Source organism: Paenibacillus phytorum (genome assembly GCF_013141715.1).
Classification (GTDB): Bacteria; Bacillota; Bacilli; order Paenibacillales; family NBRC-103111; genus Paenibacillus_E; species Paenibacillus_E phytorum.
Genome location: NZ_WHOA01000039.1, coordinates 48,492 through 64,662, shown reverse-complemented (window position 1 = coordinate 64,662; position 16,171 = coordinate 48,492). Strand labels below are relative to the sequence as shown.

Sequence of the window (16,171 nt, the reverse complement as noted above, 5' to 3'; positions counted from 1 at the left end):
CATGTTTAATAGTTCTCTACAGCCAAATTACGTTACCGGTATGAACGACTTGCTTTTGGGTCGGTTTCGCAGGGACTTTGTGAAAGCTATCGTAAACCGTCTGCATGATGTTTTCTTGTTGGTTGTGCAGAAAAAAATGATCTCCATCAAACATATGTAGAAAAAATTCGTTATTGGTTTGTTCATTCCAAGCTGCCAAGGAAGCAACGCTCACATCGTAATCGGCATTCCCGCCGAATGCGGATATCGGACAACGCAGCGGTTGATCCTGGATGTAAGAATACGTCTCACATACTTCAAAGTCGGCCCTCAGCCTCGGCATCAGCAGCTGCATCAATTCGTCATGCTGCAGTACCGCTTCTGGCGTGCCATTCATGCATTTCAATTCCATTTTGAACTCATCATCTGCAAGTTGGTGAAGCTTTTTCTTCGTATAAGGTAGCCCAGGGCCAGAACGTCCTGAAACAAATAGATGAACAGGCTGTTTCCCATATTTTCTATTAATTTGGCGGGCTGTTTCGTAAGCAATCAATGCGCCCATGCTATGACCGAAAAATACAAAGGGCGTTTGAAGCAACGGCCCAATTTCCACAACAATCGCTTGGACAATTTGCGACAATGAGGTCATTGGGGATTCAAGTCCCCTGCTCTCTCTGCCAGGTAACTGAACGGGGCACACCTCAACATCCTTTGGGAAAAAACGGGACCATTCACGAAATACCGAAGCACCTCCTCCAGCGTATGGAAAGCAAAACAATCGAAGGTTGGCACGGGAATTCACATTTGCATTTAAGAACCATGAATGAAGTTTGGTTGTCATATCTCTACCTCTTCCACTCTAATAAATTGTTTTTATAATAAAAAGAACACTTCTAACCTAGAAATTGCTATTTCCCCCCTGTCCAGAAACGTACACCTGACCTCTTTAAAGTTAATGCTGAATTATTAGCGTAGTGTTAACTGAATAAGAAATATTTATAAAGAAAATAATGGTAAATATTAAAGTTTATGTGAACGAATTGTTAATTACAGGAAAGTTAACATGGTGAAATATCGGGATGTTACCTGCATTAAACCCCGGATAACCATAGAGAAAGGGCTATTTAGACCAAACTCTTCTGTTATTTAAATTAAAATTATCTTTATAAAAATAAATTATAATGCATGTAAATATCCCATCTTCATAAACAATTAAAATACATAAATAGGAAAATAATGAGATAATTGAATCGGCTGGCCAGCCAATTTGATTACTATTAAGAAATGAGAGGAATGAAATCATGAAGAAATTTACCACTTCCATCATTCTAGCTTTCATACTAGTCATAAGCTTCGTTATCGCTCCTGCCTCCGCTGCCGTTTCTAACCCTAACTTAAACCGTGTCCCAGGCACATGGTCACCGGGAGTAACCCCAGCCAACTTGAATGCGAAATTGCCTGTCATTTTATTCGTACAAGGACTCGGGGGTAATGCAGGCTCTTGGTATGACACCAATGATATGTATCAAACAGCTTACAATAACGGCTATCAGACTGCTTTTATCGAACTGAACGATTCGGCCGGAACTCCCAAAAATATGTGGGACAATGGACAGCTGTTAGCTCAAAAAATTGCCGTCATCTCCCAATACTTTAATAAGAAACTTGTGATCGTCGCACACAGCAAGGGAGGCGTGGATACGCAAGCTGCTCTTGTGCACTACAATGCCTATCCTTACGTTACAAATGTGATTACACTGAGCTCTCCGCATCATGGTTCTGAGTTGGCCGATCTTGCTTATTCAAGCTGGGCGGGGTGGCTAGCCGACCTCATCGGCTACAAAAACGACGCCACTTATTCCATGCAAACCTCCTACATGAACTACTTCCGCTCTGTTACCGATTCGAACCCTAATAGTTCTTACAATAAGTTCTATACATTGGCTGGAAAAGGCTGGGCCTCATCACCTAGCAGCTCCTATTTTGCCGGCGGACTTTACTTGTCGCTATTCGGAAATAACGACGGTGTGGTTACTGTAAACAGTTCCTATGTACCTAAGGGCACTACGGTCAAGATCGGAGATTGGGATCATAATACGATCCGCAAAGGATCCACCACATTCTCTTTATTCAAACCGTATTTAACAGCCACTAGCACAGCATCGGCAAAAGCTGCTGTTCCTAGCGACCTCGTCACGACTGCAAGCAATAAACCAGCTGATGCTTCGCAAGAGAATACGGTCGGGACAGCGAGCAATTTATTAGTACGTGGCGGAGCGTACAGCGGAACTTCCAGCGAAAGCTTTCTTGTTGAAAACGACGTTAAAAGTATTACTGTGGACTGGATCTCCGATCAGAAAGCAGATCAAGTGGAACTGATTTCCCCTTCAGGCGGTCAAACGAGCGTAAATGTCAAATCTTATCAAGATGAGCAGGTGTTCAAAAACACTTGGCATCACATTGCCGTGGTGAATAATCCCAAACAGGGAGAATGGACACTTAAGACTCACAGCCTTAAATCAGGCGGCTACCTGATGACAGTTCGATATGATTCAAATTTGGACAAATCCATTCGATTGAAGCTAAACGATGACAAGACAAAGATACAGGTCGAACGCGATAAGGCTTCATTGCAAGGAGACAAGCTTAAAGTCCAATATCAAGTTGATTTTACTCCTGAGGGCAGCAACGCCGACAAAAAGCAAACTACCAAATTAAAAAATCTCGCAACCATCGATTCGAACAGTGATGTAGATCTATCTGACGTAAGCAGTCCAGGTGTCTACCAAGCTTCATTCGTCATAAAGGGACAAACAGAGAAAGGTGTTCCTTTCGAAAGAACGCTGATTCGTTCCATTTACATCGATGAGAAGGGTGACAGACACTAAACGGAAGGCAACTTTGGAGGATTTGGCGGAAGTATCTAGGTATAACGGGAAAACATCCCTCTAATTAGGTAGTTTCAAGAGAAATTAAGAAATTAACTGGAAATTATACCTCTAAATTGTAAGGGCTCTCCCTCAGGTCGATTCTGACCTTCTGGGACAGCCCATTTTTTATTATGAAACGTTATAAAATCATTTTTTCTCAATGGTTACTTCATTAAATGGCGGTATCGGTTCATCCAAAATAGTAGATGCCTTTTGATTCAAATATTTATCGAAAAATGCGAGCACGTAGCTATTAATGATATGCCGTGCCTGCATGGGGGGCAATTTCAAGCCATCCATAAGCCGAAGTCCGGGGGACCATAAATAATAGTCCGTAAAGCTCATATGCTTGATCCCACGGATGGTTACCGCATAACCGCCACCGTTTCCGAACAAGACGCGATTTCGAATCGGTATCTCCGTTTTATATTTATCGTATGCTTGTTTGGTAACTCCGATCTTTGCCAATTGCTGTTCGGTCGGTTCCACATCCGTATTCGTCTCTAGAACCTCCGTCTTCATCTGCATGAAGGGTTGTTTTAGGCCGTTTACAATGGTTTTGCCGAATGGAGTTCCATCCATGTTGATACCGGCTTTTAGCCGTTGATCCGCATAGAGCGTTTGGATCGTTGCCGCCCCTCCAAAGGAATGGCCTAGCATGCCGATTTTATCCACGTTTATTTTTCCGGTTAGCAGACCCTGCGGATCTTGTTTATTCAGCTTTTCGAATTGGTCCAGTACAAACTGAGCATCCTTCACCCATACATCGATCATTCGATCCCAACCGTCAATGTCGATTACGGCAGGAAGCTTATTCGTCTTGGGAGCGATGCGCTGATCAGGAAACACCGTAGTCATCGCATAGTAGGGATGCTGAATCGCAGCAACAAGATAGCCGTTGCTTGCCAGTTCCTCCATTTGAGACGTACTCGTAAACCGTGTGCCTGGCAGCCCATGCGAGAACACAATGAGCGGATATTGGACTTGTTCTGCAGAGAGCGGGGACACCACATAAGAATTCGTTTTTATATAGCGCAAATAATGGAAAATGAATGCGGGGATCTTGTATTCCTGCTGCAGCGCTAGCCCAAACTGACGATACTCAGGTATATAAAGTGCCTTAGCTGAGGCATGATCGATTTGAGCAGGATACCACAATTGAACAAGAAGCTCTCGCCGATCATTAGGGGTGTCCGTTAATATTTCCTCTCTTGACGGATCGGTCCAATGATAGGTGACTGTCCCTACCGAATAAGGACCGGATGGAGAGTCGATTTTAAATACGGGAAGCAGGATGGGCAGTATAGCAGAAACAGCCAATAAGAACGGCAGCAGGAAGCTCCGAATTGAATGGGGCTGCTTACTTCGCTCTTTATTGCGTCTTGTCTTTACAAACAAATACAGTAAATAGCCTGCTGTCAGAGCGTAGAGCGGAACCATTTGCCATCTGTAGCCTTCGAAAATGAAATGAAACAGGGCAATACCAATAGCCAAGCAGCCTGCTACGCCAACCGCTTTTCGCCTAAACCATCTATCAACGATCCATAGCATTACATTGCCTACAAGCAACATGATCTCGAATATTCGCATGGAGCCCTCCCTTCCGGTCATCTCTACCATTATGTTCCAATTACACACATAATATAAGAATTCGGATAGGATTGGAAATTTATGTCTCGAGCAAGTCGACGTCAACGTGAATGACTTTATCAGGAAAAAGTCGTGATATCGCACACAAGGATAGTTTATAGGCCGGATCAATCTCATATTGTTTAAAATGATATTTCGCTATTTCGTCTCCGGCGATCAGCTGAATATCGGAACCTTGCTTGTTAATGCTGAACGAATCCAAAGAGAGGCTAAGCCCTCTCCCATCTGCTTTGATTAAGCTTTCCTTTAACGTCCAGATGTCAAAAAAATAGGCCAAACGATGCGAGGTGGGCAAAGTCATCAATTGCTCGTACTCCGCTGTGGAAAAAAATTGACGAGCGATTTGCATATCCATCGAATGAACCTTCTCAACATCGATTCCCACAGAGTCTGAATCAATGGCGCAGACGACCCAGTCTCCTGAATGTGAGACATTGAAGTAGACGGAATCTGTACCGTCAAGGTAGGGCTTTCCATAGGCATTCATGCCAAAACGAATCTTATGCCGAGGCAGCTTCGTCATCGTGCCAATCGCATACTTAACCAACAACTCACCCACCAACGAACGAACAGCATCATCATATTTCAACATCCGCCGAACCTTGCTTTGTTTCTCCAGCGATAATTGATTAAACATCCAGTCAAACTTCTGTCTATCCAGTTCTTCCGATAGATGCACAGCAAAAACCTGCAGCGTGAGCAGATACACACCCTCCTACTTCGCTTATTCGTATCTCAATGATTCAATAGGCTGCATGTTGGCCGCCTTTTTCGCAGGATACCAGCCAAAGAACAGACCTACAGCCGTAGAAAATCCAAAAGCGATCACGATCGTCCACCCTGACAAAATGAATTGCCATTTGGTGATGAGCGAAAAGGCAAACGAACCTAGTACGCCGATTGAAATACCAACCACCCCGCCAAGAAAGCAAAGAATGATTGCCTCCATCATAAACTGCTGTAAGATCAGCCCTGGCGTAGCTCCAATTGCTTTGCGGGTGCCGATTTCCCTCGTGCGCTCCGTAACGGACACTAGCATAATATTCATGACGCCGACACCGCCGACTAACAAGGAAATGCCTGCAATAGAACCTATCAGGATCTGCATAACATTAAATACAACGTCGAGGTTTCGCTGGAAATCCTCTACCTTCTGAACTTCATAATCACTGCTTTCTGTGTTATGCGCTTTGGCTAAATGGCTCGTTATCGCTTTTCCCGACTTATCCTTTTCCATGGAATTCGTGGTGTTTGCAATCACCATCAGTGAGTCCAGTTCATTGTTAGTGCCCTCTTTGAGCAGAGGCAAGGAATCATAAGGCATATAAGCAGAATAATTTTTACCATCCAGTCCTGATAAAATCGATTTATCGGACTTGTACACACCAACGATCTCGTATTTATTCCCATCCAACGTGATCTTTCGATTTACAGCCTGTTCTGCGGAGCCAAACTGACTAATTGCATAGTCTGATTCTACGACGATCACCTTTTGGCGCGACTTTTGTTCGCTTACGGTAAAAAACCGGCCCGATTCCGTTTTCAAGTTCATAAATTTGACGATGTCCGCAAACGTGCCTGTCACGTTAAAATTGATCGTCGAGTCCCCCGATTTGGAAGCCATGGTCATGGCTAATGAGCCTGAAGCAGCTTGAACGCCTTCTAGCCTGCTCACCTGCTTTAAATCCGTCATCGTTATTTGGATCTTATCGGCTTTAGTCGCGGTAGTGGACGGCGTTACGAAGAAAACGCCTGGAGAGTATTTAGCGAGCTCCGATACGACGGAGCCTTTGCCAATTTGGCCGATGGATACAACCAAGACGACGGATGCAACACCGACGATAATGCCGATCATCGTAAGCAAAGAACGGAGTTTGTTCACTCTCAAGCTGTCCAAGGAAATCAATAGATTTTTCCATATACTCACTATCGCTCACTTTCCTTTCGGCGATCTTCGATGATTTCCCCATCTCCGAAGCGGAGTATGCGTTTGGCATGCTCCGCAATGTCCATTTCATGGGTAATGACAATCACCGTAGATCCTTCATCGTTCAGTTGAGTGAATAGCGCCATAATCTCATGAGACGACTTTTGATCCAAGTTACCTGTCGGCTCATCGGCCAGCAGTATCGCTGGATTCATCGTCAACGCTCTTGCTATCGCGACACGCTGCTTTTGTCCGCCGGACAATTCGCTCGGGCGGTGATGAACGCGACCTCCCAAGCCGACTTTCTCCAGCAAGCTGCTTGCCCGTTCCGTACGAACCGAAGAGGCAATGCCTCCGTACAGCATCGGGAGCTCCACATTGCTCTGAACCGTTTGCCTGGCGAGCAGGTTGAAATTTTGGAACACGAACCCAATCTTCTTATTCCGAACCTTGGCTAATTCTTTTTCCGTCAACGATTGGACTTCTTGACTATCCAACTTATAGGTACCACCACTTGGAATATCCAAGCAACCCAAAATGTTCATAAGCGTCGATTTACCAGATCCCGAAGGTCCGATGATCGCTACGTAATCCCCTTTCTCGATCGTCAAATTCGTCGGTTTAAGGGCTTGAACTTCCAACGCGCCGTTGCGATAAACTTTATGAATTCCCTCCAATGCGATCATTTTATGACCACCTGCACGCCTTCTTTCACGTCAGCGGAAGGTCCTTCAATAATCTGATCACCTGGTTGCAGTCCTTCGAGAACTTCGACAAATTCGTCGTTTTCCTCCCCAAGCTTAACGTTGGTTCGAACAGCTTTATTCTCAACAACCTTAAATACGTAAGACTGTTGACCATCCCGCTTTACAGCGCTAAGAGGTACGATATGGTGAGCAGCGTTCTCGATGGTTATTTGAACGGTCGCTTTATATCCGGGACGAAGCTCTACATCCGACTGTTCGAGATCGACCCTGAACTCAACGACTGACTCCTTGGCATCCAGCTCGGATGTGACGGCAACTGGTGATATATAGGAAATGCTTCCTGCATAGGTATTCGTGAATGCGTCGCCCGATACCTTAACCTTCATCCCTACTTTAGCTAGGTTGGCATCGTTTTCCGCCAAGTTCGCTTTGATCTGTAATTGAGACACGTTTGTAATCATAAATGATGATGTTCCCAGCGTGATCTCTTGTCCTTCTTTGACGGAAATCCCAGTCACGATGCCATCGATATCAGCAAGTAATTGATTCTTTTCAAGCTTTTTCTGGATGTCATCGATATTGGACTCTGCGTCTTGAATTTTTAGATCGTACAATTTCGCATCAACAGCACTATTTTCGTCAAAGGATTCCAAACTCACAGCTGAGCCTGTTTCGCTCATTTCTTTTTTCACCGTTTCGAACGTTTGCTTTCTCACTTTTTCCTGATCTTTCAGAAACTTCTCCTTCTCAGCGAGATTCAATTGAAGTTGATGCCTCTCTTGTTTCAGCTTCGCATTCAAATCCGTCGTTGACAACGTAAGCAGCTCCTGACCTTTTTTGACAGGATCGCCTTTTTTGACGTGAATTTTCTCAATGATACCGCCGGATGTTACAAATTGTTCCTTGATAACTTTTGACTCAATCTTACCATTCGCGAATACTTCTTTCGTTATATTCCCTTCTTTCGTTGTGGAGACTTTTACGGCAACCGCCGTACTTCCTTTTGAGGTTAAAACACCTGTAACTAGTACTGCAACAACCACTAGGACGACAACCAATACTCCCCAAAGCGCTTTTCTCAACACGATCATTCTCTCCCCATTCTTTAGGTATCTAAATGTATGCTTTTGTGCCAAAAAGCACTAAAGCTTCTTGGCATAAAAGCATGAGATGAATAGTTGAAACCCTTCTTGAAGGAGTGGAACAATCACAGATGGATGACTAGAAGGATGAATCATGAATATATTAACCTTGTTATGTTTTCTGAGTGTTATTTCCAAATAAAGGTTTTATTGAGATAAATGCGAAGTCCTGACGCTCCGATCAAATGCTCCCCACTTTAGTCCGTTGTAATGAACCAGTCCGCCTTTTGGGTTGCCAATAGCTTTCTTTGCCCTTGATATTCTTCATATAAACTAAGTTTATACTGCTTCAAGAAAGAAGATTTGAATATCAAATCGGCATCTGTTACTTGTATTTTAAAGTTCTCATGTTTGCCGATTTTCAGCTTCGTCCCCACTGTTTCGGGCGTTTCACCTTCGACTGGATCGAAATCCTTCATCTCGAACGACTTCTCAAAGGACTTTTCTCCGCCACCGTCTTCAAACACAAGTACCAGCTTGTGTCCGTCTACATTCGTTTCTAGATAGCCTTCGCGGCTGATTTCATAATTGAATTTAAGGGTAAACGTGCTGTTTTCGACCATTGTTCCAAATTGATAGAGTGAAATCTGATAAGGGTATACGATAACGTTCTTCAGTGAGTCCTTCACATCAACCTTCATTTCAGGAAGCATGAACGCCACGGGTTTCACGTAAGAATCGGGTTTGCCTCCGCTTTCCGTCAGCTTGCCTTCCGTTACGGACTCACCGATGATCAGGTGCATGTTTTCCGTAGAAAACCCTTTAGGAAGCGAAGCGGATACGTTCAGGAGTGCAGTGCCATTCGGACTTACTTTATTTTTGACTTCGGCAACCGAGGCTGGAAGCACCGTTCCGTCAGCTGCCCTGAAATGAGCGACTAGCTTTGTGGGCGCCGTATATCTTTTCTCCATATTCGTCGCTTCTACTTGTGCGATAACCAATGAGCTTGCCTGGCTTGTATAGCGATTAAGGCTGCGGATCTTAAAGCCGGTTTTTCTACCCGCATCGTCAAGGATGTACGGCTGATCCAAACTGTGGAAGGGAATCGCCTGCAGCTCGGATTGACTAGTAAACTCAACCACATCCGTTGTGACCGTGTCGCTTTCTTTCTCCTGCAGCACCAACTTCATTCGCGAATACTTCGATGTATAAGGAATTTTTCCTACCATTTGCAAATTCAAAGACGAATCGGATGCGATACCGACTACATTCGCCGTTTGCACGACATTGGCTTCGATTTTAACCGCATCGTCTAGAAGAAAGTATCCGGTCAAGTTCGGTATGGACAGTGTATCCGGACCTTTATTGCTTAAGGTAATATCTGCGCTCACTAGATCCTGATCTTCCCATGGGAGCCGGTATAAAGCATTCATTTCAGCGGTATAAACGCCGGATTTGCTTGTGAAAGAGTAGGCTTTGCCGATGGAACCGCCTTGATTCAAGGTTGCGGCAGGAAGCTGAAATGCGGCCACAGGCAGATTGACTTTCAAATCGGTGTCAGTCTCCGTTATGACTAGCTCCCAATGATCCGAAGAAACGGCAACCGGAATCGTTCCGGATAACTGGATTTCTTTGCTTTCTTTCGGTTTGATAGCTAAATCTTTGAGTCCTTTCGCTTCCAAAGGATACAGAAGTCCTTCCGGTGTGCGAATCGAAAATAGGTAGGCCGGAATTGTAATCGCGTTAGCACCTACATTCTCTAGTGTTAAATAAACGGTAGGCACAAGATATTTTTCGTTTTTGTTGCTGACGAGCTTCTTGATCGAAGCTTTTAAGTCCGTTTCTCCCACTCGAAGGATCGATCCCTCTTGGGATGGGGTCACATCCGTGTAAGTATCGGGTACGGAGACTTCACCGAGCACTCTTTCGAATTTTGTCCGGTTCAAATCCCAATTCATAAACTCAACAACCAAATCTTGAAGCTGCGTGTTTTCATTCACGTTTGCATAATAAGTCATGTCCACACTCGAGCCTGGAGCAACGTAAGTCTTGTCTTTATCAGAAGGAAGTGAACGTGCGGGGAATTGGCTGCCTGATTTGTTTTTTAAGCGGATCCAATAATCGATCACTTTTAATGCGCTGCTGCCTCCATTGTGAATCGATATATGGATTACAGCCAGCTTACTGTTCTGAGATGTCGTCAAATGAATTTGCTTTAATTCAAAGTAACTTTGTTCCGAAATGGAGACCTTTCCAATGATCGCGGATCCCTCCCCATTGGCAATAGCGGGTGTTACAGTGCTTAGAGTGAGCGAAATGGAAAATGCCAATGCTGCCAGTTTCATGATAGGCGACTTCATAATCATTATTTCATCCTTTCTCCAATTTAGGGATTTTTTGAAAGTATTCGTTGCAAATAGCGATAATCCTCTGGCTTCATAATTACTTCATTTTTAACCAGAGTACTCAAGCGGAAGAATTAAAAAAGGAGCAACTGCGAAAGCGTGCTCCATGACTATGGTTACTTGGAATTTATGAAGTAAATCTTGAATATTACCGAACTAAGCCAACTCTATTGATAAAAGGAGGTTGCAATTTCATCAACCAACTTGTTTCGTTTTCTTTTTTTACTTTCGGTAAATCCCATTCCATCGGCACGGATTGTTCGATTTCCGCTTTTCTTTGAGCCATCATTTTTTCCAAAGCATAAGTGTTGATATCCATGAGTTTTCTCCCTTCGCGACTGAGTTATATGATTAGTTTAGTTTTTTTTTATTTACACGGTATTAAATACAAATAGATTAATTGTAAATGCCATTTCCATCATTCCTTGTAAATTGCTGGTTTGGATAACAAATAAAAATATTTTCGAATCGCTGAAACAAATCAGAAAGCTCATCCGTTAAGAGGATATAGATGAAAATAATGGAAACCCTCAAAACTTATGAAAAAAAAAGGATGAAAAAGATGAAGAAAAAAGGTTTGGTCGCCGGCCTCTTGCTTTCCGCTACGATCTTAACGTCCGCCTTTGTCCCCGTTACCACTAACGCCGATCAGGCACCAGTGGTCCGGTTTGAGGGCCAGCCGATCGCATTCTCGCTGCAGCCTAAATTAATAGATGGTATTCTAATGGCGTCTGTTCGGGATCTAGCAAAGGCTTTAAGCATGGAAGTGACATGGAATGCAGCAGAACGGCTTGCGGTTGTTACTGGTAACGGGTTCGAGCTGAAGCTCCCATTGAATTCGGATTATGCCTACGTGAACGGTAAAGCAAACACCATTTACGGCAGCACGCAAATGGTAGATGGTTCTATGTACGTTCCGCTACGCTTCTTTATGGAAAGCGCAAATCATGTTGTTCGCTGGGATTCGGCAACCAGCTCAGTGAACGTCACGAAGCAAGCTGACAGCTTGCCGGTAGTCGGTACCTATGACCACTTGGTCACACTTTTGACGCAGAATGAAAGCAGTGGGTCCGCCAAAGTTACTTTAACAACAACAACATCCAAACAAGCTAAATCTGAATCCTTCGGCAACGCTTCGGCTCCAACAAGTGACAGTGTTTCTGTTGTGGTCCAAGATTCGGCCAGTGTAGCGGTACCCAGCTACTCCGGCACGAACGTGCAAGTGCAAGGTGTGGATGAATCCGATGTCGTCAAGACTGACGGAAAGTACATCTATACGGTAAACAAGCAGCGTATCGTAGTCACTCAGGCTTATCCCGCCGACCAGATGAAAGTGCTGAGCATTCTCGATTTCCCGGGAAATCAAGACACTCAGTTCCAGCCAAGTGAAATCTACGTGGACGACAAGTATCTGATCGTGCTTGGTAATTCTTATCAGAACTATAAACCGATCCCTTATAATAGTGCAGGCGGCGTCACAGGGAAGAAAATGATCCTGCCTATGAGGTCCCAGGGAACCGCAAAGGTCATGGTTTACGACCTCACCGACCGGAGCAGCCTGAAGCTCCTGAAGGAAGCTGAGCTTGAAGGAAACTACGTTTCTTCCCGCAAAATCGGATCGTCGCTTTATTTTATCTCCAATAAGTACGTGAATTACTACCAATACCGGGAAATGACGGATAAAGAAGAAGCGAAGACTGGGCTAGTTCCTGCTTATCGAGATTCGGCGGCAGGCGATTCCTTTACCTCTATTCCGCTCAATCAGGTCTATTACTTGCCGAAAGCCCTGGATCCTAACTATGTGCTCATCGGAGGCATCAACCTGAATGAATTGAAGCAGACGATGAATGTCACTTCTTACCTCGGCTCAGGCCAGAACGTGTATGCATCCGAAGAGAACTTGTATATCGCCGTGACGAATTATGAACAAATGCGAATCCAACCAATGAGGATGCCTGCTGGTGATTCTGCTCAAGGCATACGAGTCGGTGAGCCGAACGGGGCCAGCCCTCCTGTTGAACCTCCCCAGCAGGAAACGATTATTTATCAATTCGGACTGAACGCAGGTAAAGGAGAGTACAAACATACTGGCAAGGTGCCCGGACGCTTACTCAATCAATTTTCCATGGATGAGCATAACGGCCATTTCAGGCTTGCTACAACTACAGGCGAAATGGGTCGGACAGATGAGGGAATATCAAAGAACCATGTATTCATACTTGACGCGAACCTGAAAGAGAAAGGCAAGATCGAAAACATCGCTCCAGGAGAGCGGATTTATTCCACCCGCTTCATGGGCGACCGGGCTTACATGGTTACTTTTAAAAACACAGATCCGCTATTCGTCATAGATTTAAAAGATCCCGCTGAGCCGAAATTGTTAGGTGCGTTGAAGATTCCTGGTTACAGCGATTATCTGCATCCTTATGACGAAAACCACATTATTGGCTTCGGGAAAGATACGACCGAGGTCGACAACAAAAACCCGAATGGACCGCAGTCTATTGCTTATTACCAAGGCATGAAAGTGGCGCTGTTCGATGTAACCGATGTGAATAATCCGAAGGAGAAATTTAAGGAACTAATCGGGGACCGCGGTACGGATTCCGAGGTGCTGCACAATCACCGTGCCTTGCTCTTTAACAAGGAAAAAAATCTGCTTTCCTTCCCGGTTAACGTAATGAAAATCGACTCGAATCAGACAACAAACAATTCGAAGAAGCCTGCCAGCGCATACGGCAATTTTGCTTTCCAAGGAGCGTACGTCTACAACCTTGATTTGGAAAAGGGCTTCCAGTTCCGTGGCGGCATAACCCACCTTACTCAGGAAGATCTGCAAAAAGCCGGACAATACGTTTATGCCGGCGACAAACAGGTACAGCGCGTTCTATATATTGGCGAGACGCTGTACACCGTCTCGAACGGATTCATCAAAGCGAACGATCTCAGCACGTTGCAGGAAAAGAACTCGGTAGTAATTCCGTAGTCCTTGTCACGACGAATAAAGCCCCGATTCCTACAAGGATCGGGGCTTGTTCGTTCTCTAGATTCATTTATTTCCAACAACTGTGTCTCCAATGCTCGGTTGCCGGACGTCCATTGATTTTCGTTTGGCAATGAACAACGTCAAGATCCCGCTTGATATTGTAATAATGGCGAGTGTCAGTAAAAATGTAGAGATCCCGAACCAATCGAGACAGGCGCCGGTCGCAAGCAGCGAAATCTGGAACATGACGCGGTCAAGCATGCCTCGAAATGAGAAAAAGCGGCCTTGTGCTTCTTTGGGCACTTTGATTTGGAAGAGTGTCGATACCATCGGAAAGAAAAAAGCGACTGCGCAACCAAACAATACGAAGGAACCGAGAACCGCATAGCTGCTTTCGCTGAAGGACATTCCTGCAAAAGAAAGAGCAAATAATAACATGAAAAGCGTAGAGCTGGTTACCAGATTCCGCATGCCGATCGCACGCTTTGCAAATAGACCCGCAATCAAAATGCTCGTGCCTTCTAAAGAATAGATCCAGCCCATCAGTTCCGGTTTGTGCTGAATTTGACTAAACTTCAGTACAAGCAAATTAAAACCGCCTAGAAACAAGGTAATAACTCCGCTATTGATAAGTGCGATGAATATAGACGGTTCTGCCCGAATGAGTGGAAATAACTCCGTAAAGCGGATTTTCTCCTGCTTTCTTGTAGCCGCTGAATCCGCAGTATTTGGAATCCTCAATTGTGTAATAAGCATCACGAGAATGACATAAAAAGCAAGCGACAGCGCGTAGACCGTGTACAAATTCATCATGGATACCAATATACCTGCTGCAGCAGTACCGCCGATTCTCGCTATTGTAATCACGTTAAAGTTTAAGCTGTTCGCTTTAAGCAGCTCGGAAGCCGGAACGACGGAAGGCAGCGCTGCTTGTACGGTAGGCATATAAACAGTAGCCGCTACTTGCATGATGACGACGGACAACAGCATAATGGCGACGGATTGGTAGTGAATAGCCGCAAACATGACAATCGGAGCCAGACAGCGGACAAGCCCTGATATAAACAATATTTTTTTCTTATCATAGCGGTCTGCCCACACCCCGGCTTGCGGCGAAATGAGCACACCGAGAAATAAACCACACATCAAGATCAAGCTCTTGCCTAAATCCGACGGAACGTGGCTTTGCATAAATTGCAAATTAGCAATGATACTTGTCCAAATACCTGCGCCTTGAATGGCTTCTCCGATCATCATGAAAACAAATGTCCGATTCCGAAGTAACGATTGATTCATACCTAATCTCCAATCTATGATGACACTCAGAATCTTCCAATTATAGCACGTACGTTCGCCATCTGTCTATTAGAACACGAGGACGAAGAGGATCTCCGGCCAATGATTAATTTTAAGTCAAATGGGTTCGAATTGTTGTACAAACTAATACAAACTACAACATTTACTAGCAAAATAGCCTTTAGGCGTTGCCGCGATTGAGATAGCAATGGCGATGATTAAGGTAATGTTCAAACGGGTTTGGGATGCGATTCTTTCAATCGGAACACGCTGGACATAAGTGAACCCGCTTTCTGTTCCCGTAGACTGAAAATAATATGCCGCATCCCTCAGGTACTCTGTGGTATGGTGCTTGCCCAGCTCTTCTAAATCAATGGGCGGATCCTGACCCTTACTTCGGAAGAGGGCTAGACCCTGTCCGTTATGAATCATAAAATCTTCGTTGATCGTACGATGAAAAGCTTCATACATCTTGCCCGCATCCAGGAATACGACCATCATGAAATCGCTATTGCCCGCCGTTTTGAAAATGACGGGAATCAGCTCTTCGTCCCCTGTCTGATCCCGATACATCTGATTATGAAAAATGGTGGAAGGAAAAATGCGAATGTTATAATCCTGGTTAAACTGCCCGCGCCAGAAGTCAGGCAAGTATGCTTCATTCTCATAGATAACCTGGAACATCGTATCCACTTTTGTACTCGTTCCCTTTTCCAAGATCATCTCATCGCGCTTCGAGTAAAGAACAATATTGTTGATAAACAACTGATTATTGGAGACCCATGAATTTATGTCCTGTTGTATGCTGGGAAAATCAATGTATTTCGGATTCGAATGGAACTTTTGAACTTTCTCACTGAGGAAATAAAGCAGCATTTACCTTTTGATCATGTCAAAATGCTTCTCGTAGCTTTCCATCGTATTATGCAGCATAAGGGTATTATACTTAACGATTTCCTTCCGGACGTTTTGTTTGGAGACAGTGAAGGAATATAACGTAAGGGTGCTCAAAAGCAAAGTAATGCACAGAAAGCCTGAGAGGAGTCGAAGAAACAACGAGGTGGATCTATTCTTGATATAGAGGATCGGATGAAGTATTCTCATGCAGGCTCCGCCTTTCTTGATAATACCATTTAATCAGAGGAAGTACTGGCATGTAAAGGCGGTTTTTCGCTTGGTCTGAAAATGAGAAAACCTCTATCGAGGCAA

General features: G+C 44.4%; 12 protein-coding genes. 2 read left to right on the top strand and 10 right to left on the bottom strand.

The window, feature by feature from the left end:
- Positions 1-16 precede the first annotated feature (16 nt).
- A complete protein-coding gene (locus GC098_RS06755) occupies positions 17-820 on the bottom strand; it encodes a thioesterase II family protein (RefSeq protein ID WP_171642192.1) in 804 nt (267 codons plus the stop codon).
- Positions 821-1,280: 460 nt separating this feature from the next.
- On the opposite strand from GC098_RS06755, the gene GC098_RS06750 reads away from it, so the two are divergent.
- On the top strand, positions 1,281-2,867 hold the full coding sequence (locus tag GC098_RS06750; RefSeq protein ID WP_171642190.1) for an esterase/lipase family protein: 1,587 nt from the start codon (positions 1,281-1,283) through the stop codon (positions 2,865-2,867).
- Positions 2,868-3,056: 189 nt separating this feature from the next.
- Here the strand turns inward: GC098_RS06750 and GC098_RS06745 are convergent, their stop codons facing one another.
- From GC098_RS06745 to GC098_RS06715, 7 genes are all read right to left on the bottom strand, one after another.
- A complete protein-coding gene (locus GC098_RS06745; protein ID WP_171642188.1) occupies positions 3,057-4,499 on the bottom strand; it encodes an alpha/beta hydrolase family protein in 1,443 nt (480 codons plus the stop codon).
- 79 nt (positions 4,500-4,578) lie between these two features.
- Positions 4,579-5,268, bottom strand: coding sequence for a 4'-phosphopantetheinyl transferase family protein (locus GC098_RS06740; RefSeq protein WP_171642186.1), 690 nt, complete (start codon positions 5,266-5,268; stop codon positions 4,579-4,581).
- A gap of 15 nt (positions 5,269-5,283) precedes the next feature.
- On the bottom strand, positions 5,284-6,486 hold the full coding sequence (locus GC098_RS06735) for an ABC transporter permease (protein WP_216625181.1): 1,203 nt from the start codon (positions 6,484-6,486) through the stop codon (positions 5,284-5,286).
- Positions 6,486-7,172 (bottom strand): ABC transporter ATP-binding protein, encoded by a 687-nt coding sequence (locus GC098_RS06730; protein WP_171642182.1) that lies wholly within the window; start codon positions 7,170-7,172, stop codon positions 6,486-6,488. Before GC098_RS06730 ends, GC098_RS06735 begins: the two co-directional genes overlap by 1 nt.
- The gene (locus tag GC098_RS06725; protein ID WP_171642180.1) at positions 7,169-8,278 is read right to left on the bottom strand and encodes an efflux RND transporter periplasmic adaptor subunit; all 1,110 of its coding nucleotides are present in this window, start codon (positions 8,276-8,278) and stop codon (positions 7,169-7,171) included. Before GC098_RS06725 ends, GC098_RS06730 begins: the two co-directional genes overlap by 4 nt.
- Before the next feature lie 254 nt (positions 8,279-8,532).
- Positions 8,533-10,620: a hypothetical protein gene (locus GC098_RS06720; protein WP_171642178.1), complete on the bottom strand. Its 2,088-nt coding sequence runs from the start codon at positions 10,618-10,620 to the stop codon at positions 8,533-8,535.
- Between the two features lie 208 nt (positions 10,621-10,828).
- Positions 10,829-10,999: a hypothetical protein gene (locus GC098_RS06715; protein WP_171642176.1), complete on the bottom strand. Its 171-nt coding sequence runs from the start codon at positions 10,997-10,999 to the stop codon at positions 10,829-10,831.
- A 243-nt stretch (positions 11,000-11,242) separates the two neighbouring features.
- On the opposite strand from GC098_RS06715, the gene GC098_RS06710 reads away from it, so the two are divergent.
- Positions 11,243-13,666 (top strand): beta-propeller domain-containing protein, encoded by a 2,424-nt coding sequence (locus GC098_RS06710; RefSeq protein ID WP_171642174.1) that lies wholly within the window; start codon positions 11,243-11,245, stop codon positions 13,664-13,666.
- A 63-nt stretch (positions 13,667-13,729) separates the two neighbouring features.
- Here GC098_RS06710 and GC098_RS06705 read toward each other — a convergent pair whose 3' ends face one another.
- Together GC098_RS06705 and GC098_RS06700 are read right to left on the bottom strand one after the other, a co-directional pair.
- Positions 13,730-14,962: an MFS transporter gene (locus GC098_RS06705; protein ID WP_171642172.1), complete on the bottom strand. Its 1,233-nt coding sequence runs from the start codon at positions 14,960-14,962 to the stop codon at positions 13,730-13,732.
- 144 nt (positions 14,963-15,106) lie between these two features.
- Positions 15,107-15,838 (bottom strand): hypothetical protein, encoded by a 732-nt coding sequence (locus GC098_RS06700; protein ID WP_171642170.1) that lies wholly within the window; start codon positions 15,836-15,838, stop codon positions 15,107-15,109.
- Positions 15,839-16,171: the final 333 nt, after the last annotated feature.